This is a genomic window from Pigmentiphaga sp. (assembly GCF_033795525.1).
Classification (GTDB): Bacteria; Pseudomonadota; Gammaproteobacteria; order Burkholderiales; family Burkholderiaceae_B; genus Pigmentiphaga.
Map to the genome: position 1 here is coordinate 89,135 of NZ_JARYGM010000005.1, position 20,234 is coordinate 109,368.

Annotated in this window: 19 protein-coding genes; 6 read left to right on the forward strand and 13 right to left on the reverse strand. The window is 65.9% G+C overall.

All coding sequences use genetic code 11. From position 1 onward, the window contains the following. Positions 1–20 precede the first annotated feature (20 nt). Both QHC78_RS14685 and QHC78_RS14690 read right to left on the reverse strand, forming a co-directional pair. Positions 21–998 (reverse strand): Bug family tripartite tricarboxylate transporter substrate binding protein, encoded by a 978-nt coding sequence (locus QHC78_RS14685; RefSeq protein WP_319745788.1) that lies wholly within the window; start codon positions 996–998, stop codon positions 21–23. Between the two features lie 85 nt (positions 999–1,083). Next, the gene (locus QHC78_RS14690; RefSeq protein WP_319745790.1) at positions 1,084–2,799 is read right to left on the reverse strand and encodes a thiamine pyrophosphate-requiring protein; all 1,716 of its coding nucleotides are present in this window, start codon (positions 2,797–2,799) and stop codon (positions 1,084–1,086) included. A 101-nt stretch (positions 2,800–2,900) separates the two neighbouring features. Between QHC78_RS14690 and QHC78_RS14695 the strand changes: the two genes are divergently transcribed. Continuing rightward, positions 2,901–3,812 carry a LysR family transcriptional regulator gene (locus QHC78_RS14695; protein ID WP_319745792.1) on the forward strand — a complete coding sequence of 304 codons (912 nt, stop codon included), beginning with the start codon at positions 2,901–2,903 and terminating at the stop codon, positions 3,810–3,812. Between the two features lie 49 nt (positions 3,813–3,861). On the opposite strand, the gene QHC78_RS14700 is transcribed toward QHC78_RS14695, so the two are convergent. Genes QHC78_RS14700 through QHC78_RS14710 form a run of 3 tightly spaced genes read right to left on the reverse strand, consistent with a single transcriptional unit; the run spans position 3,862 to position 6,648 of the window. Next, positions 3,862–4,338 carry an aromatic-ring-hydroxylating dioxygenase subunit beta gene (locus QHC78_RS14700; RefSeq protein WP_319745794.1) on the reverse strand — a complete coding sequence of 159 codons (477 nt, stop codon included), beginning with the start codon at positions 4,336–4,338 and terminating at the stop codon, positions 3,862–3,864. Between the two features lie 14 nt (positions 4,339–4,352). Next, on the reverse strand, positions 4,353–5,603 hold the full coding sequence (locus QHC78_RS14705) for an aromatic ring-hydroxylating oxygenase subunit alpha (RefSeq protein ID WP_319745795.1): 1,251 nt from the start codon (positions 5,601–5,603) through the stop codon (positions 4,353–4,355). A gap of 37 nt (positions 5,604–5,640) precedes the next feature. After that, the gene (locus QHC78_RS14710) at positions 5,641–6,648 is read right to left on the reverse strand and encodes a Bug family tripartite tricarboxylate transporter substrate binding protein (RefSeq protein ID WP_319745796.1); all 1,008 of its coding nucleotides are present in this window, start codon (positions 6,646–6,648) and stop codon (positions 5,641–5,643) included. A gap of 205 nt (positions 6,649–6,853) precedes the next feature. Between QHC78_RS14710 and QHC78_RS14715 the strand changes: the two genes are divergently transcribed. Beyond that, the gene (locus tag QHC78_RS14715; RefSeq protein ID WP_319745798.1) at positions 6,854–7,528 is read left to right on the forward strand and encodes a GntR family transcriptional regulator; all 675 of its coding nucleotides are present in this window, start codon (positions 6,854–6,856) and stop codon (positions 7,526–7,528) included. An 85-nt stretch (positions 7,529–7,613) separates the two neighbouring features. Here the strand turns inward: QHC78_RS14715 and QHC78_RS14720 are convergent, their stop codons facing one another. From QHC78_RS14720 to QHC78_RS14745, 6 genes are all read right to left on the reverse strand, one after another. Then, positions 7,614–7,961 (reverse strand): DUF4870 family protein, encoded by a 348-nt coding sequence (locus QHC78_RS14720; protein ID WP_319745799.1) that lies wholly within the window; start codon positions 7,959–7,961, stop codon positions 7,614–7,616. A gap of 57 nt (positions 7,962–8,018) precedes the next feature. Then, the gene (gene msrQ, locus QHC78_RS14725; protein WP_319745801.1) at positions 8,019–8,639 is read right to left on the reverse strand and encodes a protein-methionine-sulfoxide reductase heme-binding subunit MsrQ; all 621 of its coding nucleotides are present in this window, start codon (positions 8,637–8,639) and stop codon (positions 8,019–8,021) included. A 65-nt stretch (positions 8,640–8,704) separates the two neighbouring features. Further along, on the reverse strand, positions 8,705–9,670 hold the full coding sequence (gene msrP, locus QHC78_RS14730; protein WP_319745802.1) for a protein-methionine-sulfoxide reductase catalytic subunit MsrP: 966 nt from the start codon (positions 9,668–9,670) through the stop codon (positions 8,705–8,707). Between the two features lie 125 nt (positions 9,671–9,795). Next, positions 9,796–11,124 carry a c-type cytochrome biogenesis protein CcsB gene (gene ccsB, locus QHC78_RS14735; protein WP_319745804.1) on the reverse strand — a complete coding sequence of 443 codons (1,329 nt, stop codon included), beginning with the start codon at positions 11,122–11,124 and terminating at the stop codon, positions 9,796–9,798. Between the two features lie 4 nt (positions 11,125–11,128). Then, a complete protein-coding gene (locus QHC78_RS14740) occupies positions 11,129–13,255 on the reverse strand; it encodes a cytochrome c biogenesis protein ResB (RefSeq protein WP_413816470.1) in 2,127 nt (708 codons plus the stop codon). A 118-nt stretch (positions 13,256–13,373) separates the two neighbouring features. Further along, a complete protein-coding gene (locus QHC78_RS14745) occupies positions 13,374–14,054 on the reverse strand; it encodes a c-type cytochrome (protein ID WP_319745808.1) in 681 nt (226 codons plus the stop codon). Positions 14,055–14,409: 355 nt separating this feature from the next. Between QHC78_RS14745 and QHC78_RS14750 the strand changes: the two genes are divergently transcribed. From QHC78_RS14750 to QHC78_RS14765, 4 genes are all read left to right on the forward strand, one after another. Further along, complete coding sequence (locus QHC78_RS14750; protein WP_319745810.1) at positions 14,410–14,934, forward strand: gamma carbonic anhydrase family protein; 525 nt, start codon at positions 14,410–14,412, stop codon at positions 14,932–14,934. Between the two features lie 107 nt (positions 14,935–15,041). Beyond that, the gene (gene yihA, locus QHC78_RS14755) at positions 15,042–15,665 is read left to right on the forward strand and encodes a ribosome biogenesis GTP-binding protein YihA/YsxC (protein WP_319745812.1); all 624 of its coding nucleotides are present in this window, start codon (positions 15,042–15,044) and stop codon (positions 15,663–15,665) included. An 81-nt stretch (positions 15,666–15,746) separates the two neighbouring features. Next, positions 15,747–16,757, forward strand: a complete 1,011-nt coding sequence (hemB, locus tag QHC78_RS14760) for a porphobilinogen synthase (protein WP_319745814.1) — start codon at positions 15,747–15,749, stop codon at positions 16,755–16,757. 4 nt (positions 16,758–16,761) lie between these two features. Continuing rightward, positions 16,762–17,961 carry a magnesium transporter CorA family protein gene (locus tag QHC78_RS14765; RefSeq protein WP_319745816.1) on the forward strand — a complete coding sequence of 400 codons (1,200 nt, stop codon included), beginning with the start codon at positions 16,762–16,764 and terminating at the stop codon, positions 17,959–17,961. A gap of 6 nt (positions 17,962–17,967) precedes the next feature. On the opposite strand, the gene dsbD is transcribed toward QHC78_RS14765, so the two are convergent. Further along, entirely contained in the window at positions 17,968–19,887 is a 1,920-nt protein-coding gene (gene dsbD, locus QHC78_RS14770; protein ID WP_319745818.1) for a protein-disulfide reductase DsbD, read from the reverse strand. Continuing rightward, on the reverse strand, positions 19,887–20,231 hold the full coding sequence (cutA, locus tag QHC78_RS14775) for a divalent-cation tolerance protein CutA (RefSeq protein WP_319745820.1): 345 nt from the start codon (positions 20,229–20,231) through the stop codon (positions 19,887–19,889). The genes dsbD and cutA overlap by 1 nt, the downstream gene beginning before the upstream one ends. Positions 20,232–20,234 lie beyond the last annotated feature (3 nt).

Below are 20,234 nucleotides of genomic sequence, written 5' to 3' on the forward strand. Positions count from 1 at the left end.
TTACCTCCCGGCCGCGCCGGCTAGTCCATCTTGATGTTGTTTTCCTTGGCGACCTTGGTCCAGAACGGCACCTCGGCCTCGATGAGGCGGCGGAAATCGCTGGACGAAGTGGCCGCGGCCACGCAGCCGAGGCCCGCCATCTTGCTTCGCACCTGCGGCAGCGCCACGACGCGCTCGATTTCCTTCTGCAGCGTCGCGACCACCGCCTCTGGCGTGCCGGCCGGGGCCAGCAGTCCGGCCCACAGCTCGACCTCGAGGTCGATGCCGGACTCGCGCATGGTAGGCACCTCGGGCAGAAAGTCGGCGCGCTGCGCCGACGTGACGGCCAGCGCCCGGATGCGCTTGCTCTGGAGCCCTACCGTGGCGGGCGCGGGATCGGTGATGGCCATGGTGACGTTGCCCGCCATGACCGACTGTATGGACTCGTTGCTTCCCTTGTAGGGAATGTGCGAGAAACGGGCGCCGGTCCGGGCGTTGAAGAGCTCGGTCACGAGCTGGAACGAAGCGGCGCTGGAGCCGTAGTTGGCCTTGTCCGGATGCTGCTTGGAATAGGCCACCAGATCGGGCACGGACTTGATCGGCAGAGAGGCGTCCGACACCAGCACCAGGGGGAACTTCGCCGTCAGCGACACCGGCGTGAAGTCCTCGACCTTGTAGGGCAGCTTGGAATAGAGCGCAGGGTTGAACGATATCGGACCGCTCGCGCCCCAGAACAAGGTGTAGCCGTCGGGCTTGGCCTTGGCCACGTAGGCGGCGCCGACGATGGAGGCGACGCCGGGCCGGTTTTCGACGATGACCGGCTGCTTGAGCCCTTTGGACATCTCCTCGGCAACGATCCGGGCCAGGACGTCGTTGCCGCCGCCGGCCGCATAGCCGACGATGATGGTAATGGGACGGGCCGGATACTGGCTCTCGGCCGCCGGCGCCGAAGCGATGGCCCCGGCTTGGGCCAGGACCAGCGCCCAGGCCGCCATTTTCAAGGTGTGACGCACTTGCATGGTGTCTCCTCCACAGGACTCGAACGTTCCTTGTGCACCGCCCATGCAGCCCGGGAGGCAAGCGCCTTCCGGGGCCAGGCGGCTGCTATAGATTTCCGATCCGGGCGTGCAGCACGGCCGCGCGCCCTTCGTCCACCGCCTTCAGGCAGCGCGCGATCGCCGCCGGGACCTCGTCGGGGTCGGCAACGGTCTCGCCGTAGCCGCCGAATGCCTGCGCGATCATGTCGAAACGGCGCGACTCGCCCTCCAGCCGCGCATGGAACTCGCCGGCCTGCGCCGCCGCGCCGTCCGGATGCACCCGCAGCACGGCTTCCTTCACCGCCTGCCATCCGCCGTTGTCCAGCACGATGGTGAAAATCGGAAGCCGGTATCGCTGGGCCACGTCGTAGACGGACGTCGGCGTACCGAAATGAAAACCGCCATCGCCGACGATCTGGATCACGCGTACGCCGGGCCGGGCCAGCTTGGCGCCCAGCGCCATGCCGCCGCTGTAGCCCAGCCCGCCGCCCGCCGTCCCCAGCAGGGTGAGGGGTCGGGTGCGGCGGATGTGCTGCAGTACCGCCGGCGAATTGCGGATGGCCTCGTTGATGACCACGTCTTCCTGCGAAAGAGCCGCGCTCAATTGCGCGCACAGATAGGCAGGCGCAATCGCCCCGTACTGCCCGCCTTGGGCCGCCGCCTGGGCCTGCGCCTCGTTCCGCTGGTGCGCTTGCGCCATGTATTCGTCCAGGCGCCGCCGCACCCGGTCGTGGAACGCCTGGTCGGCGCGCGCCTTGACGATGGCGGTGACCTGGCGCAACACGGTGGCGCAATCGCCCTGCACGCGCACGTCGGTGGCGAAACCCCACATGGGGAAGTCCTTTTTGATGGGATCGACGTCGATATGGATCCAGCGTGTTTCCGGCCGCTCGGCGGCGTACTTCGGCAGCCAGGGCACGTCCACGTCGAGCAGCAGCCCCAGGTCGGCATCGGCCTGCGCCTTGCCGGGATCGAAACCGCCGAAGCACGGGGAATCGCGCGAGATGCCGAGGAAGCTGGGCGCGAACTCGTAGACGCGTATGCCGCAAAGCAAGGCTAGCTCTTCCAGCGCTTGCACGGCCTCGGCCTTGCGGCCTAGATATGCCGTCACCGCCATCGGCCGTTCGGCGCGCATCAGCGCCTCGGCGATCTGGCCAGCGCGCGCGGCGGCCGTCCCCCCGGCGGCGACGGGGCCGTATTTGTCTTCTCCGAACGCCCGCACGGCGCCTTCGTCCCAGGGCTGCGCCAGGGCCTCGCGCGGCAGGGTCAGGTAGACCGGGCCGGGAGGATCGCTTTGCATGACAGAATGGCCGCGCCGGACGACTTCACGCGCATTGATGCCGGTCGACAACGTGTATTCCCATTTGACGTAGGGCCGCACCAGGCTGCCGATGTCGAACGGGTCCTGGACGAAATGCACGTAGTTGTCGCGCGAGCCCGGCAATTCTCCGCGCACGGTGTACGGCGCGCGGCCGGCCATGAGCATGACCGGCAGCCGGGAGCGGAACATGTTGTGCATGCCCATCGCGGCGTTAGCGGTTCCGGCGTCCACGTGCACCATCACCGCCTGCCCCTTGCCGGTCATCGCCGCATAGCCGGCAGCCATGTGGATGGCGACGTTCTCGTGCGGGCAAAGCATGAAGTGGGGATGGGGCCGGCCCTCGTCCCGCCAGCGAGCCAGCTCCTCGATGATGGAGGCATGGTCGGTGCCGAGGTTGGAAAAAACGTAGTCGATGCCCAGGTCGGCAAGGCCTTGAAGCAGGTAGTGGGCGCTGCGGTACATAAGGTCTCCTGACATTGACCTGCCCATCTTACGAACCGGCCTGAAATCCGTAAAATGAAATGAACGGATATCTGACATGCGTACGAGGTATATCTCTTGCCATGCCCAAGCGCCTTTCGCATCAAGTCGACCTGAACCTGCTGGAGCTCTTCCTGGCGATCTACGGAAGCAGGAACCTGACCGCGGCGGGAAAGGAGCTGGGGCTGAGCCAACCGGCGATGAGCCGCGCGCTGACCCGTTTGCGGCACGCCTACGGCGACCGCCTGTTCATCCGCCAGCCCCACGGGCTGCTGCCCACCCCTTTCGCCGACCGCCTGAGCGAGTCCGTGCACCAGGCGCTGGACATCGTCCGCGGGACACTGCAGACACCGATGTTCTCGCCCGCGACGGAAAAGCGTGTCTTCACCCTCGCCATGTCCGACATCAGCGAACAAGTATTCCTGCCGGGCCTGGCGGACCGGGTGGCAGCGCTGGCCCCGGGCGTGCAGCTGCGGACCAGCCAGCTACAGGGCAAGGCGCTGCGGGAGGCAATGGCCGATGGCGGCGTGGACCTCGCGATGGGCCACTTGCGGCTGGAGCCGGAGGGCTTGCAGTCGGACCGCCTCTTCACCGCCAGATACGCCTGCATCGCCCGGCAGGACCATCCGGCCATACGCGGCAAGCTGACCATGGCGAACTTCCGGCAGCTGGGCCATGTCGTCTCCACGGGGTCGATCACCGGGCACGCCCACGTGCTGGAGGGCATCCTCGCTTCGAAGAAAGTCGGCGCGGCGGTAGCCTTGCGGGTCGGGCATTTCCTGTCGATCGGCAGGATCGTCGCCCAGACCGACTACATCGCCACCATCCCGCGCACCCTCGCCGCCACGTTCGAATACGCCTGGGGCGTCAAGATGTACGAGCCGCCCATGCGGCTGCCGCCCTACGATGTCTCCCAGTTCTGGCACGAGCGCTTCGCGCGCGAGCCGGGCCGCGTCTGGCTGCGCAGCGTGGTCAGGGAGCTGTTCGCCCGCTGATGCGCAGCCGGTGCCCGCAGGGCGGCCGGCTGCGCGGGCGGCCTGGCCTTTACACAGGCAGGACGATCAAGGTGTCGATTCTGGGCGAGTCGAGCACCACCCGGCGCTCCAGGAACCGCGACCCTTCGGATGAGAGCTCGATACTGTCCTCATAGACGCCGGAGAGAAACAGCTCGCTTCTGCCGTCCTGCATGATGCGCACCAAGGCAAAGCCCGTACGCGCGCGCAACGGCCCCTCGTCGCGCGGATCGAGCACGCGGGTGGGCCCGAGCAGGTGGCGATAGCGGTGGGGCTCGTAGATGTTGGCCTTGCGCAGCGAGTTGACCCTATCCCGCAGCATCCCTCGGCTGCCGCATGCCATGACACCGATCAAGTGGCCACGCTCCAGGCCCTCGCGCGTCACGATACGGTAGCTGCACTGTTCGGCGAATAGTTCTGGCCAGTCCTCGTAGCGCTCGTCATCGATGACATGCACCGCCGTCTCGATCAGGTCTCGGATAGCGGCCTTGGCTTGTTGCAGATCCAATTTCTTCTCCAGGTTCACAAATCCATGTAGCGCCGATAGCACTGCCAGAAGCCACGTACGGAGGCTTCGCTTACGCGCGATTCCTGGTTCTCGACGGTCCGGCCGCCCATCTCCAGCACGGCACGGGCCTGGCGTTCGCCATGCAGGGTGCGCTGCACGAAACTTCCCACTACCCCGTCCTCCAGCGACACGAGTCCGGCCGGCCCCACCAGGTTGGACTGGTTGATGCGCATCTCGACCTGCTCCGGTGTGTCGTCCTCGTAGCCAAACAGTATCCAGAACAGTTCGCAGCGCTCCGGCCCCTGCGGCACCAGCAGGCGAATGGCCAGCGAATTCTGGATCTGCTGGACGATCAAGTTGGGGAAGATGCCCTGGATCGCGTGCGTGATGCCGTCTTCGAATTCGGGCCAGCTCTTGAGCAGCGAGGGATCGTGCAGGCTGAAGTCCTTGTCCTGGGCGCGGATGCCGCCGCTCTCGTAGTCGGTTCCGGCCACCTGGTCGGACGCCATCTGCGAGAAGCTGATGTGGTGGCCGCCATTTGCTTCGAGGACCAGGCCGCCGCGCATCGACAGGCGGTTCAGGCCGAACGTGGTGAAGAACAGGTGCAAGAGGCTGGCGTGATAGGAGTCCTTGACGTTCTCCATGTACAGCTTCCAGTTGTTGTGCATGACCTGCGAGTAGGTCCCGAGCACCCGGATCTTGCGGTTGAAGACCCGCCTCATGTGCGCCGCCATGGTGGGCCCGAGGAACTCCTCCACGGAGGGCGCCTCGTCGGAGAAGGTGGCAAACACCAGCCCGCAAAAGGCCTCGACGCGCAGCGTACGAAGATTGTGCTGGCTCTTGTCGAAGTCCGCCGGCATGCCGCCCTGGTCCCTTACGCCGCGCTGGAAGGCAACGGTGCGCAGCTTGCCCTCGAGATCGTAGGACCAGTTGTGGTAGACGCAGGTGAATCGCCTGGCGTTGCCGCGGTCATTGATGCACAGCGTGGCGCCACGGTGCGCACAACGATTGACGAATACCGTGAAGGTGTCATCGCCGCTGCGCACGAGCACGACTGGCGTCTCTCCTATCCAGGTCGTTTTGTAGTCACCCGGCTTCGGCACGTCGATGTCGAGGCCGACGAAATTCCAGATCGGCCCTTTGAACACCTTGTCCTGCTCTTCGGCATAGATGCTCTCATCGTTGAAGATCCTGAACGGCACGCGGCTGACGCCCTCTTGCGGCCACACGAGCCGCTCATCGCCCCGGGTGGAGAGATCGCTCATATCTGTTTGCTCCTTATGTTTGCTGCCTGCGCGCGCCTCATTCGGCCGTCGCGCCCGAGTCTTTGATGGCCTTGGCCCACAGCGCCAATTCTTTGTTCTGGAAGGCGGTCATCTCGGCGGAGCTGCTGCCCACAGGCTGTGCGCCGAGCGCTACCAACCGGTTCCGGAATTCCGGCTCTTTGACGGCCGCCGCTACGCCGCGAGCGAGTTTCTCGACAATCGCCGGCGGCGTCTTGGCCGGTGCGTAGACCGCGTACCAGGCAGTGACCTCCAGTGGCAGGCCTTGTTCGCGGTAAGTGGCCACGTCGATGCCGGGCACGCGCTCGTTCGATGCGATGGCAATGGCCTTGAGCTTGCCCGAGCTGATGAATTGGGCGGCGGCGGTGTATTCCACCGAAACAAAGGAGATTTGGCCGCCCAGCAGGTCGGATAGCGCCGGCGCCGAGCCTTTGTAGGGAACGTGCGTCATCTCGAGCCCGGTGGCGGTCTTGAGCATTTCCCCGACCAGGTGGTGCGGCGAGCCGATGCCGGCCGAGCCGAAGGTCGCGCCGGGATGCGCCTTCACATAAGCGAGGAAGTCCTGGAGATTGTCCACATCCAGGCTGGGATTGACCACCAGCACATGGGGAATCGTCGCGATCAGCGAAATCGGCGCGAAATCCTGTGGCTTATAGCTGATGGTCTTGTACAGCGACGGATTGATGCCGTGGGTGGTGGTCGAGCCCAGCAGCAAGGTGTAGCCGTCGGCCGCCGCATTGGCCACATACGTACTGCCGATGATGCCTGCGGCGCCGGCGCGATTGTCGACCACGAAAGTCTGGCCGAACTGCTTGGACCAGGACTGCGCAATGCTGCGGGCGATCATGTCGAGCGCCCCGCCGGCCGCGAACGGCGCGACGAGCTTGACCGGCTTGTCCGGATAGGCCGCGGCGGCATCCTGCGCCCATGCCGAGCCGACAGCGCCCTGGCAGGCGAGCGCCGCGCAAAACGCGGCCAGGCTCTTCGATACTTGCGAAACCGACTTCGTATTAGCGATGCAACCCATTTTTTCACTCCTGTAAAGGTGAATGCCGCCGTATTACGGCGTGCTGGCGTTGTCTCCCGGTTTCGTGTTTCGTGTATCGTATACGATATTTTTTCGCGTGGGAACCATTCATCCCGCCCATGCTCGCCCTCGCCCTGGCTACTTTTGCTAGAGTGTCGTCCGCGACGAGTTCCTTTTCCCGGCGGCAGCCCCTGGCAAGAGACGTATGAAATCCCCTTCTTCCCGACGTGTTGCGCGTGCGTCAATGACCTCGCAGATACTCCCGCACCTGCGACAAGATCTGATCGAAGGTCGGTGGAAGCCGGGCGAACGCTTGGTCGAACCGGTGCTATGCGAACAGTTCGGCGTATCGCGCACGCCGCTGCGGGATGCACTGCGCATTCTCGAAGGCGAAGGGCTGGTCGAACTCATTCCTCATGTCGGCGCGGTCGTCACCAAGCCCGAGGCGGCAGATATCGCCGGCACCTTCGACATTCTGGCCGTGCTCGAAGCCTCGGCCGCCGAGAAAGCGGCCGAAAGCCGCAATCCCCAGCTGGTGGAAAAACTCAAGCAATTGCTCAAGCGCATGCACAAGGCGGTCGAGTCGAACCAGACCACGCGCTGGGTCACGCTGAACGACGAGTTCCATCGCCTGCTGGTTCTCGAAACCGGCAACGAACGGTTGATCGAGATCCATGAACACCTGATGTGGCACGTCCACCGCGTCCGCCACATCACGTATCACAACCTGCCGTTCTCGGCAGAACGGGGCCACCAGCACGATGCGCTGCTCGAGCGGATCCAGCAAGGCGATGCCGCCGGCGCCTTTGCCGAAATGCGCAGCCATGTGCTGAGCGTGGGGAAACAGGTCCTGGCCGCATCGAACGCCAAGAAAGACTGACGGGCGCGGGCAGTCCGCCAGGCACCGCCGCGGGAAGCTGGCCGGGACGCGCGGCCGCCCGCGGGCGCCGACGGCCGGCTTGTGCTCAGGCAACGTACATCGATTTGCCGTCGTTGAGGTTCAACCAGCCCTTGACGATGCGGTAGATGAACCAGATGAAGGCCACGCCCCAGACGATCCAGCCGATGAAAATCCAAACGGTGAGCCACCCGACGATGCCCCACAGCACGGCGAACCAGAAGGTACGGATCTGCCAGCGGAAATGGCTGTCCAGCCACGTGCCCGCCACGTCGCCCTTCTTGATGTAGTTGATGATGATGGCCACGATGCTGCTGATGCCGATGACGATCGACAGCGCATACAAAGCGTAGATCACCATGGTCAGATTCTTGGCGGATTGCAGCTTGGCCGAATCGACCTGGACTTCGTTCATGACACACCTCTTGTTGTTGTCGTGAAGGGGTGTCTGAAGCGAACCGCCAGCCAGGCACTACGGCCGGGCAGGTCCGGCGCCTCGGCGCCCCGGTCCCGGCCTGCGCAGCAGGCGCCACCCCATCAACCCCGCGAATATCACAGTGTAGATAAACACCGCGGAAAAATCATTCTTGCCCGCTTTCTGCCACCAATAGTGCAACAAAACCAGCACGCCGACGAGATAAACGAGCCGGTGCAGCGCCTGCCAGCGCGGCCCCAGCCTGCGCATCCAACCGCGCGTGGAGGTGATGGCCAGCGCAAGCAGTCCAAGAAAGCCCGCAAACCCCACGGTAATGAAGGGCCGCCGGACCACGTCCCGGGCGATGGAGGCGACGTCGAACCACTGGTCCCACCAGATATAGGTGGTCAAGTGCAGACAGGCATAGAAAAAGGCGAAGAGGCCGCACATGCGCCGCACCCGCAGCAACGCAGGCTGCCGCAGCCAGGCGCGCAAGGGGCTGATGGACAGGGTCACCCATAGCGCAACCAGGGTCCAGGTACCTGACGAGCGCGTCAGGAACTCGACCGGGTTGGCGGTCAGCCCGCCCGTGGCGCCCAGCCATACCCAACGCGCCAGCGGCAGCAATCCCACCACGAAAAGCAGGAGCTTGAAGCGTGCGATGCGCAGCCCGAACACGCGCGGTTCCGCCAGCGGAACCGTACCGCGCGGAGGGCGGGACAATGGTGCCGTGGTGCCCACGTTCAGTAGTAGCGCGCCAGGTCCATGCCCGAGTACAGGCCCGCGACCTGGTCGGCATAGCCATTGAACATCAAGGTCTTGCGCTTGGGCGAGAACAAGCCGTCTTCGCCGATGCGCCGCTCGGTGGCCTGGCTCCAGCGCGGATGCGGCACATTGGGGTTCACGTTCGCATAGAAGCCGTACTCCTGCGGTGCCGACTTCACCCAACTCGTCACGGGCTGCTTCTCGACGAAGCGGATCTTCACCAGCGACTTGCCCGACTTGAAACCATACTTCCAGGGCACGATCACTCTTACGGGCGCGCCGTTCTGATTGGGCAGGGTCTCGCCATAGACGCCGAAGGTCAGCAGGGTCAGCGGATGCATGGCCTCGTCCATGCGCAGCCCCTCTACATACGGCCAGTCCAGCACGCGGGTGCGCAGGCCGGGCATGGTGTCGGGCTGCACGGCCGTCACGAACTCAACGAACTTGGCGTTGCCGGTGGGCTCGACCTTGTTGATCAGCGCCGCCAGGGAATAGCCTATCCATGGAATCACCATGGACCATCCTTCGACGCAGCGTAGCCGGTAGATTCTCTCTTCCAGCGGCGCCAACTTGCGCAGGTCGTCGAGCGACAAGGTCTGCGGCTTGCGCACCTCGCCTTCGATCGCGACCGTCCAGGGCGACGTGCGGAAGCGCCCGGCATGGTCGGACGGATCACCCTTGTCGGTGCCGAACTCGTAGAAGTTGTTATAGGTGGTGATGTCCTTCTGCGATGTGGGCTTGTCCATCACCACGAAGCCCGGATTGCGCTGGGCCGGCAGCTTGACGCCCGTGGTCTGCGCAAACGCCTGGCGCCCAGACCACCCGGCCAATCCCGCGGCCGAGGCCGCCAATCCCGCCTGCAGCACGAGCCGGCGCCGGTCGCGATAGATTTCCTGGGGGGTAATTTCGGAAGGAGCGATGTCGGAAGCCCTGCGAATCAGCATGGCGGTCTCCAGGTTGGGCCGGATCAGGGCGACGGCGCTTGCACCGTCGCGGCACGTCCACAATAGACACGGATGGGCACCAAAAATTCCGCCCCGGCCTGCGTCGCCGCGCCGGCTGGGGCGGCTTACAGCTCGCCGTAAGAATGCAGTCCCGACAGGAACATGTTCACACCCAGGAACGCAAAGCCGGTGACCAGCAGGCCGACCAGCGCCCAGTAGGCAGCCATGTTGCCGCGCAGCCCCTTGATCAGCCGCATGTGCAGCCAGGCGGCATAGTTGAGCCAGACGATCAGGGCCCAGGTTTCCTTGGGGTCCCACTGCCAATAGGCGCCCCAGGCATCGGCCGCCCACAGCGCCCCGAGCACGGTGGCCACGGTAAAGAACGCGAAGCCGACCGCGATGGCCTTATACATGATGTCATCGAGCACTTCGAGCGAGGGCAGGCGCTCGGCCAGCCTGCGCCGTCCCAGCAGGATGGCGCCCACGACCAGCGCCGCGATGCCGGCATAGGCCATCCAGTAGGCGGGCATGCCGCTCTGGCGGAACACCATGGGCTCGACCGCCAGCAGCACGCCCAGCACGAACAGCGGCGCCAGCCGCACCCACGACGCGGTCTTGCCATGCGCCTTGACCAGATAGGCGAAGGCCACCATGGCCGCCAGCGAGAACGTGCCGTAACCGATGAAGTTGGCCGGCACGTGCAGCTTCATCCACCAGCTTTGCAGCGCCGGGACCAGCGGCTGGATTTGCTGGGCACCCCGGTCGAACGTGTACCACAGCAGGAAGGCCACCGCCGAGGCAATGACCAGCAGCACGAAGCCGCCCAGGCTGCGGGTGTCGTATCGGCGTTCGTAGTACAGGTAGAAGAGCGCGGTGACCAGCGAGAAAAGGATGAAGACTTCGTAGAGGTTGCTGACCGGGATGTAGCCGATGTCGGGGCTGAGCAAGTAGCTCTCGTGCCAGCGGACGAGCAGCCCCGTCAGGCCGGCGAAGACCGCTCCCCAGGTCAGGGCCGTCCCCAGCCAGGCCGCGGTGCCGCTGCGGCCGACCAGGCCTATCCAGTAGCACGCCGTGGCCAGCACGAAGAGCGCGCACATCCACAGGATGGCCGATTGCGACGACAGCAGGTATTTGAGCAGGAAGACTTGCTCGGCGCGGGCCAGGTCGCCCTGGTAAAGCGCGAGCGCGAGGCCACCGCTGACCGCGACGGCGAGCATCAAGCCGCGCAGCGGCCGCCAGAGCCATCCCAGCCAGGCCAAGACCGGCACGGCCCCCACCAGGATGGCCTTGTCGTAGTAATTCATGATCCCGCCCGCCCAGTGGAACGCGAAGGCGGCCCCGCCGGCCAGCAGCACGGCAAACGCGAAATCGGTCCAATCGACCCGGCGCGGGCCGTCGAAGCCCCGGCGGGCGGACTGGCCGGCGCCGTCGCGGGCGGATGAAGTCAGTTCCATGTCGCTACCCTTTCTGATGCGGCGGCAACGCGGCGATGTCCGCCTTGAGCCGCTCGAATTCCTGGTTGAAGTCCAGCGTGCGCCGCTGGGAAGTCATGGCCATCACGGTCGTTGCGCCCTGGCCGCCCGGACCCGGCTTGATCCAGAGCCAAATGCGGCGTTCCCGGATGTAGAACATGGAGAACACGCCGAGGATCAACAGTATGCAACCCAGGTATACCGCATTTTTACCGGGGGTCCGGCTCAATTGAAAGACGCTGGCCTGAACATGGTGAAAATCCTTCAAACCGAGCACGACCGGTGCGGGATACAGGAACAGGTCCGACAGTCCGGCAACCGCTGCCTGGGTCCACGCGGCAGCCTGGGCCGCCTCCTCGCCGCCGGTCGGAAGCGCCGGCAGGCCGGCCCGCTCGCGCGCCACCAACCGGAGCTCGGCCATGGCGCCGCCGAGCAGCTTGACGACCACGTCCGCCGCGCGCTGCTGTTCGGCCGCCGCGACGTTGGTTTCGAGAAAGCGCGCAATGGCCTGCAGGCCGCCGGCCGCGAAGGTATCGAGCGCCCGTTGGGCCGATTCCTGCAGTTGACGGGTCAGCTCGTCGCCCGCCCCGCCGGCCTGCCGGTTGGCCTGCGCGAAGCGGCGCGCCGCCAGGGCACGGGCTTGCGGATCCTGCAGCGTGGCGCGCAGGTTCATGAATTCCTGGAGCGATTGATGGGCATCGGCCGGCATGCGCACGTAGCGGAATTCCTCGTCGGGATTGGTGCGCACCCCGGAGAGGAATACCGGCACGCCATCGACCTCCACCGGCAGCATGTAGTTGTGGAACTCGTGCGCCTGCCCGCTGGCGTCGCGCAGTTTGTACTGCACGCTGGGGCCGACGTTGCGGAAGTCCTCGTTCTGGCCCACCCGCGCGGCACTTCCCGATACTGAGGCCACATGCTCGCGCAGGGCCTTGGGCTCGGCGGCGCCTACGCGGCCCGCCGCGAAATTCTCGACATTGATGGGCCGGAAGCCGCTGAACTCGACGCTCAGGTCTTTGAGCGCATCGCTGCCGGGCGCTCCCTCGGCCACCAACCGCGCCGTGCCGCCGACCTTGCCCTCGACCGGGAAGGTATAGGTCTGCCCGCCGCGCAGCGCATAGCCGGTCAGCTCCAGCGTGCTGCCGCCGTCGTCGAAGCTCGACTGGTAGACCGTGACCCCCTTGTAGCGCAGGGGCTCGTTGACCTTGATGGTGGCCGGAAACCGTTCACCGGTCGCGGAGTCGGTGACTTCGACCTCGCTCGCGAACAGCCGCGGCATGCCGGTGGAATAGTATTCGACGATGAATTTCTTGAGCTCGAGCGTGAACGGCAGCGGCTGTACCAGCGCCCCGTCGTCCACCATGACGATGGCATTGCGCGCCTGCCCGCCTTCCGGGACCAGCACATTGGCCCGGAAACTGGGATTGCCGGCGCCCAGGCGCCCGGAGGGCGGCACGTCGGCGATTGCCATGTTTTCGAACAACGGCTGCTTGCCGCCGAGCCAGATTTGCAGGCGTATGGGCAGTTCGCTGTCGAGCAGCCCGCCGATGCAGACGATGACGATGGCGCTGTGGGCCAGGATGTACCCCAGCCGGTTGCCGCTGCCGGTCTTGGCCGCGACCAGCGTGGCGCTGCCGTCGGCCTTGGTCCGGACGGCGTAGCCGCGCGCGCGCAGCAAACCGGCCACGGCGCCGGACACCTGCTGCGGCGCCGCCAGCGAAGCGAATTCGGCATGGTGGTGAAACGCCCGGAGACTGTTCTCGCGCACGTTCTGGCGGAACGAGCGCATGTCGCGGATCATCTTGGGCGACGTGCGGATCACGCAAAGGCTGGTGGACACCACCAGAAACGCCATGATCAGCAGGAACCACCATGCGTTGTAGACATGGTAGAGCGAGAAGATCTCGAACACTTCATACCAGAACGGACCGAACTGGTTGACATAGTTGTTCGAGGGCTGGTTCTGTACCAGCACCGTGCCGACGATGCTCGCGAGGCAGATGAAAACCAGCAGGCTCACGGCGAACCGCATGGAGGTCAGCAGTTCGAACAGGTCGGCGCCCAGGCGCCGCGAGGCCGGCCGGGACAAGGGAGGTGATACGGTCGTCATGATCGAATGCGAGCCTTGCTCGTTGGGCGGAAAGCCGGCCGGCCTCGCCACGGAATGCAAAAGGGGCGGAAGCTCCGCCCCTTGAGAGACCGCATGCGTCGGCAGTGGTTCCGGACGCCGATCAGCGCAAGCCGGCGATGTAGTCGGCCACGGCCTTGATCTCGGCGTCGGACATCTTGCCTGCGATCTCCGCCATCGGGACGTTGTTGTGCCGCGTGCCGTTGCGGAACGCCACCAACTGGGCCTCGGTGTATTCGGCGAACTGGCCGCTCACGCGCGGATACTGCGAAGGAATGCCGGTGCCCGTGGGGCCGTGGCACGAGGCGCAGGCGGGCACGCCTTTGCCAGCGATGCCGGCCCGGAAGATGCGCTGCCCGAGCTCGACCGTGTCCTTGTTCCGGGCGACGGCCGGCTTGAGCGCCTGCGTGCCGAGATAGGCCGCGATGTTGCGCATGTCCTCGTCGGTCAGGCCCGCGACGTTGGCGTTCATGACCGGGTTGACGCGCTCGGGGGTCTTGGCGCCTTCCTTGACCTTGAAGTTGACGAGCTGCTTGTAGGTGTATTCAGCGTGCTGTCCGGCCAGTTTCGGATTGGCGGCGCCGGGGCTGTTGCCGCCAGGTCCGTGGCAGCTGGCACAGGCGATGATGTTGCGAGCCGCGTCGCCATTGGTGAACAGTTGTTCGCCCTTGGCCGCATCGACCTTGGGCCGGGGTGGCGCGTCGGCGGCCAAGGACGGCACGGCCACCGTCGCACCCAACATCGCACCGCTCGCAACCAGCATCAGGGACAGCACATGCTTCATGAAAACCTCGACCTAAATTCCTAAAAATCAGGCTACGGATACGCGACTCACGGATGCCCCGGCCTCCTGCCAGTCCTGCTTGAATCGGGCCGTCCAACCGCTCCGCCCCGAGGCGGGATACGGCAAGAGGTTCTCCTGCAGGCGTCTCCGCGGGGCCCACCTACCCCGTTGTATTCATTCGACCCGGCTCGCGCCGGAGGAACATTCTTCTACTGCGAGTTCTTGGTACTGCAACTATGCAAAGCGACTGCGTGGAAAGCGCACCGTGCAAGGCTTACACTTTCCGGCGCTAACAAACCTCTTATTATAGCAACTACAACGTAGCCGATCGAAAACTATTCGGGAAGGACTTCGCATGGCTGTCTACCAGCTCGGCGCCGAGGCGCCCCGCATACCAGCATCCGCCTACGTGGCCGAGCAAGCCACCGTGATCGGCCAGGCCCGGCTGGGCGAGTACGCCAGCGTCTGGCCCGGCGCGGTCATCCGTGCCGACAACGACGAGATCTTCGTGGGCAATTCGAGCAATGTCCAGGAGGGCGCGGTACTTCATACCGACCCAGGGCTCAAGCTCGTCGTGGGGGACTACGTCACCGTGGGCCACCAGGCCATGCTGCACGGCTGCACCATAGGGGACGGTTCCCTCATCGGCATCCAGGCCGTCGTGCTGAACCGCGCCGTCATAGGCCGGGAATGCCTGGTGGGAGCCGGCGCCATCGTCACCGAAGGCAAGGTCTTCCCCGACCGGTCGCTGATACTGGGCGCGCCCGCCAAAGTGGTGCGGCAGCTCACCGACGAAGACGTGGCCCGCATCCGTGCCGGCGTGGAGAGCTATGTGCAGCGCCAGCAGCTGTTCAAGCGGGAACTCAAGAAGATAGGCTGATCGGGGCAAGCCCCTGGGCGGACGCAGCGCGGCCGGAAAGGCCGGGGCTGACAAGGGCGCGGGCTTACAATGGCGGATTCCTGACTCTTGCCGCGCAGCGACGCCCCGTGTCCATTCTTCATCGCGCCCATTTCACGACGTCCGCCGCCCGGCTCGACCAGTTGCCCCCGCCCGGCGCGCCGGAGGTCTGCTTCGTCGGCCGCTCCAACGCGGGCAAGTCGTCGGCCATCAACGTACTGACCCAGCAAAGGCGCCTGGCGTTCTCCAGCAAGACGCCTGGCCGCACACGGCTGATCAACATGTTCGGCATCCCGGACCCGCTCGAACCGGAACGGGACCTGGGCTACCTGGTCGACCTGCCGGGCTACGGCTATGCCTCGGTCGCCAGGGAAGACCGGTCCCAATGGGCGCAGGTGCTGGGCGGCTACCTGCGCAACCGCGCGTCGCTGGCCGGGGTGGTGATGCTGGTGGACATCCGCCGGGGCGTCACCGACCTGGACCGCAACCTCATCGACTGGATCGCCCCCGCCGGCAAGCCGGTGCTGGCCTTGCTGACCAAGGCCGACAAGCTGCCCTACGGCCAGCGCGTCAAGGCCCAGTTCGCCGTGAAGAAAGAGCTCGCGGCGGTGGGCGCGCTGTATACCGTGCCGTTTTCCTCGACCCACCGCATCGGGCTGGAAGAAGCGGCATCACACATCGAGGGCTGGCTGCTGCCGCAGGTCGCGCCGTGACGGCCACGGCCGGGCGATGGTATTTTGCGAGGGCCGGGAGCCGTGCTTCGGCCTCGCTGCAATGACTGGACGGAAACCGCAATGAGCCAACACGAAGTATTTGCCGACTTTCCCGCTGGACGGCCCCGCCGGCTTCGGCGCGACGATTTCACCCGCCGCCTGGTGCGTGAGCATCGGCTGTCGCCGGACGACTTCATCTACCCCGTCTTCGTCACCGAGGGCAAGGGGGTCAGGCAAGCCGTGCCGTCTCTGCCGGGCGTCGTGCGCTACAGCCTGGATACCTTGCTGCCGGTGGCCGAGCAATGCGTCGAACTGGGCATCCCGGTGCTGGCCTTGTTCCCCGTGATCGCGCCGGAACTCAAGGCGCCCGACGGCATCGAGGCCACCCGGCCCGACGGACTGGTCCCGCGCGTCGTCGCCGAGCTCAAGAAACGCCTGCCCGAACTCGGCGTGCTGACCGACGTGGCGCTCGATCCCTATACCAGCCACGGCCAGGACGGACTCATCGACGAAACCGGCTACGTCCTGAACGAGCCCACCGTCGAGATCCTGGTCAGGCAGGCGCTGGTCCAGGCCGAGGCCGGCGTGGATATCGTCGCGCCCAGCGACATGATGGATGGCCGTATCGGCGCCATCCGCAACAGCCTGGAATCGGCGGGACACATCCATACCCGGATCATGGCCTACTCGGCCAAGTACGCCAGTGCGTTCTACGGGCCGTTCCGCGACGCGGTCGGCTCGGCCAGCAACCTGGGCAAGTCCGACAAGGCTGCCTACCAGATGGACCCGGGCAACATCGACGAGGCCCTGCGCGAAGTCGCGCTGGACCTGCGCGAAGGCGCGGACATGGTCATGGTCAAGCCCGGCATGCCCTACCTGGACGTACTGCGCCGGGTCAAGGACACGTTCCGCGTGCCCACCTTCGCCTACCAGGTCAGCGGAGAATACGCGATGATCAAGGCGGCCAGCGCCAATGGCTGGCTGGACGAAGACAAGGTCGTGATGGAGTCCCTGCTGGCCTTCAAGCGCGCCGGCGCCGACGGCATCCTGACCTACTTCGCGCTCGACGCGGCCCGCAAACTGAGGAGCTGAAACCATGGACGTCCTCTGGATCGCGGAAAACGGAGGGCCCCGTCCAGACAATGCGGCCGCGCTGGCCGCCAGCAAGGGCTTCCTGTGGATAGATGCAGACGCGGACGACGTCACGCCGGACCCCGAAGCCTGGCGCGAGGAAATCGAGCGGCTGACCGGCGAGCACCTGCACGACCTGCATCTGCAGGACGCCATCAATCCGGTCCACCCTTCCTACTTCGACAACACCGCCACCTACGAGATGGTGGTGTTCCGCCGCATCGTAACCGACGTACCAACGTCCGAGACCCGTATCCCCGGCAACGGCAAGACCGGCATTCCGCTTCTGGCCAGCTTGCGCACCCAGCCGGTTTCTTTCTTCGTCCTCAAACACGCCTTGATTTCGGTCCGCCACGGGCACAGCACCACCTGCGAGGAAATGAAACGCCGCCTGGCCGAACAACGGGGCGAGATCGCTCCGGTGGAACGGCGCGAACGCTCTCTCAGCAGCATCGGCCCGCTGGGCCGGCCGCCGTCCGGCCCGGCCGAATTGATGCTGCGCCTGCTCAACGGCATGGTCGATAAATACCTCGCGCTGCGCCAGCCCCTGACCCTCCAGCTCGATCGCTGGCAGCGCGAACTGCTCAATCCCAATGGCAGGTTCCGCAACTGGCTGGCGCTGCTCGACGCCCGCATCGTGCTGCGCCGGCTGGAGAACATCAGCGAAGAACAATACGACGCGCTGTCCGAACTGCGCGACGCAGCCATGGACCGCAGCGATGATGCCTGGGGTTCGGGCGCCTTCGACCACCGGCGCGACGCGCTGCTGGTGCGCATCAACGACGTCATGGAGCACGTTAACCGCGTATTGAGCCATGCGCGGCGCATGGAATCGTCGGTGGAGAACGCGGTACAGCTCCATTTCTCGGCCACGGCCCACCGCACCAATGAAATCATGCGGATCCTGACGGTCGTGACGGTGATCTTCATGCCGCTCACGCTCATTACCGGCATCTTCGGCATGAACGTCGACGATCTGCCTATGGTCCACGAACGCGGCGCGTTCTGGTGGATCATCGTCGGCATGGTCGTGCTGGCCCTGCTGCTATGGATATGGTTTTCCGCGCGACGCTTCCTGGAAACGCGCCCCTATCGCGTAGCCGAGGCGCTGGCGCGCAAGGCCGGCCTGCGCGCCGGCCGGTCCACCGACGACACGCTGATGTAGGTGGCCTTATCCTCCGGCGGCGAGCACGGAGTCGAGCGTGCGCGCAAAGCGCTCCGCGCCCTGGAAGCCGATCACACGCCGCGGCAATTGCTGCCCGCCCGGCGCGAAAAACACGATACCCGGCGGCCCGAAGAGCTTGAAGCGCTTGAGCAGCGCCTTGTCGTCCGCATTGTTGGCGGTCACGTCGGCCTGGACCACGCGTAGCCGGGCCAGCCGCTGCGCGACCTCGGGGTGGGGAAAGGTCAAGGCCTCCATTTCTTTGCAGGACACGCACCAATCGGCATAGAAATCGAGCATGACCGGGCGGTCGGACGCGGCCAGCAACGCGTCGAGCTCCTGGACCGAGCGCACCCGTTCGAAGGTGGCGCCGGCGGCAGGAGGCCGCGAAATCCCGCTGCCCGGCGGGGTCCATAACGTATCGCCGCCGGCGTCCGACGCGGGCGACGGGCCGGCGGCCGGCACCTGCGGGGCATTCGACGCCAGGTGCGCAAGCGGCTGCCAGGGATCGCGCCCGCCGCTGGCCACGCCCACAGCCTGCAACACACCGGCCAGCGCGAACAGAATGCCCACGCCCTTCACCATGCGGCGGCCGGCGCCCGCTTCGGCCGGCAGCCCATCGAACGCGTGCAGCAACGCTGCCGTCAGGATAGCCAGCACGGCCCAGCCCACCATTTGCACGCCGCCCGGCAAGACGGGCCACAGCATCCACCAGGCGACCGCCAGCAGCAGCATGCCGAAAAACCGCTTCACGCCATCCATCCACGGTCCGGCCTTGGGCAGCAGCGCGCCGGCGGAAGCGCCGGCGGCCAGCAGCGGCACACCCATGCCCCACGCCAGCGCGAACAAGGCCAGGCCGCCCAGCCAGACGTCCCCGCTTTGCGAGACATAGAGCAGCGCGCCGGCCAAGGGCGCCGCGACACAAGGACCGACGATCAGGGCGGAAACGGCGCCCATGGCAAGCGCGCCGGTAGCGCGCCCACCCGGAAGCCGGGCCATGCGCGCGGACAAGGCGGTCTGCCAGCGCGACGGCAACTGCAGCGTGAACACGTCGAACATGGCCAGTGCCAGCACGGCCAGCAGCACGGCAAAAATCGCCAGCACCCACGGCGTCTGCAAGCTGGCCGCCACGCTGACTCCGCTAAGCGCCGCCAGCAGGCCGGCCGCCGTATAGACCACCGACATGCCCAGCACGTAGGCGGTGGCCAGGCCCAACCCCCGCAGCCGCGGCCGGCGGCTCTCCGCGGCATCGCCCACCACGATGGCCGACAGGATGGGCACCATGGGCAGCACGCAGGGCGTCAATGACAGCAGCACGCCCAAACCGAAGAACACCAGCACCGTCTGGAGCAGGCCACTGCCGGCCAGCATGTCGGCCAGCCCGACGTCGTCGGCGCCCGCTAATGCCGACCAGCGCAGGCCGCCCCGGCCCGCCGCGCCGTCTATCTGCGGCAGCCCGCCGGGCGCGGAAGCGGGCACGATCCTGACCTTGTCCTCGATGGGGGGATAGCACAAACCGGCATCGGCACAGCCCTGGCTCGTCACGGTCAGGCCGAAAGCCGTCCCGCTCGGTATGGTCACGCGCGCCGTCACCCGGTCGCGGTAGGTCTCCACGTCCTTGTTGAAGGTCTGGTCGAATTTGATCCTGCCAGGGGGCAGCTGAGGCTCGCCCAGCTCCACCTCGGCCGGTTCGGCAACGAAGCGGAACTGCTCGCGGTACATGTAGTACCCCGGCGCGATCTGCCAGGAGAACTCCACCGCATCGGGCGCCACCGCCCGCGCGGAAAAGCGGAAGGCCTGCTCGGGCGGCAGGAAATCCTCCGCGGCGGCCGAGGATGGCAGCCAGGCGGCGAACAGCCACAACACCGAGGCCAGAATGCCGAGAACAATGCGAGGACCGTACGGCAGAGGCAGACGAAGCGTGAACATCAGTTTTGTGTTTCCTGCCGCACCCAATCGAGATAGGCGGGCAATCCATCGGTTATGGGCACGGCGACCACTTCGGGCACCTCGTAGGGATGCAACGCGACTATAGCTTCCCGCACGGCCCGCGTCCGGGATACCGTGGTCTTGATGAGCAAGGGAATCTCGTCGGCGGTATCCACCTTGCCTTGCCACCGGTAGATGGACCATACCGGCGCGCCGACGTTCACGCACGCCGCCAATCCGGCGTCCACCAGGTGGCGGCCGATACGGCGGGCGGTCTCGACGTCCGGGGCATTGCTCAGCAGCAATACCAAGTCCGTAGCCTCATTTTTCTGCAATGGCGACATGGA

Excerpts from the sequence above, each read along its gene's own strand:
- QHC78_RS14685 (WP_319745788.1), bottom strand. The coding sequence starts at position 998 with ATGCAAGTGCGTCACACCTTGAAAATGGCGGCCTGGGCGCTGGTCCTG.
- QHC78_RS14690 (WP_319745790.1), bottom strand. The coding sequence starts at position 2,799 with ATGTACCGCAGCGCCCACTACCTGCTTCAAGGCCTTGCCGACCTGGGC.
- QHC78_RS14695 (WP_319745792.1), top strand. The coding sequence starts at position 2,901 with ATGCCCAAGCGCCTTTCGCATCAAGTCGACCTGAACCTGCTGGAGCTC.
- QHC78_RS14705 (WP_319745795.1), bottom strand. The coding sequence starts at position 5,603 with ATGAGCGATCTCTCCACCCGGGGCGATGAGCGGCTCGTGTGGCCGCAA.
- QHC78_RS14710 (WP_319745796.1), bottom strand. The coding sequence starts at position 6,648 with ATGGGTTGCATCGCTAATACGAAGTCGGTTTCGCAAGTATCGAAGAGC.
- QHC78_RS14715 (WP_319745798.1), top strand. The coding sequence starts at position 6,854 with ATGAAATCCCCTTCTTCCCGACGTGTTGCGCGTGCGTCAATGACCTCG.
- QHC78_RS14720 (WP_319745799.1), bottom strand. The coding sequence starts at position 7,961 with ATGAACGAAGTCCAGGTCGATTCGGCCAAGCTGCAATCCGCCAAGAAT.
- msrP (WP_319745802.1), bottom strand. The coding sequence starts at position 9,670 with ATGCTGATTCGCAGGGCTTCCGACATCGCTCCTTCCGAAATTACCCCC.
- ccsB (WP_319745804.1), bottom strand. The coding sequence starts at position 11,124 with ATGGAACTGACTTCATCCGCCCGCGACGGCGCCGGCCAGTCCGCCCGC.
- QHC78_RS14745 (WP_319745808.1), bottom strand. The coding sequence starts at position 14,054 with ATGAAGCATGTGCTGTCCCTGATGCTGGTTGCGAGCGGTGCGATGTTG.
- QHC78_RS14750 (WP_319745810.1), top strand. The coding sequence starts at position 14,410 with ATGGCTGTCTACCAGCTCGGCGCCGAGGCGCCCCGCATACCAGCATCC.
- hemB (WP_319745814.1), top strand. The coding sequence starts at position 15,747 with ATGAGCCAACACGAAGTATTTGCCGACTTTCCCGCTGGACGGCCCCGC.
- QHC78_RS14765 (WP_319745816.1), top strand. The coding sequence starts at position 16,762 with ATGGACGTCCTCTGGATCGCGGAAAACGGAGGGCCCCGTCCAGACAAT.
- dsbD (WP_319745818.1), bottom strand. The coding sequence starts at position 19,887 with ATGTTCACGCTTCGTCTGCCTCTGCCGTACGGTCCTCGCATTGTTCTC.
- cutA (WP_319745820.1), bottom strand. The coding sequence starts at position 20,231 with ATGTCGCCATTGCAGAAAAATGAGGCTACGGACTTGGTATTGCTGCTG.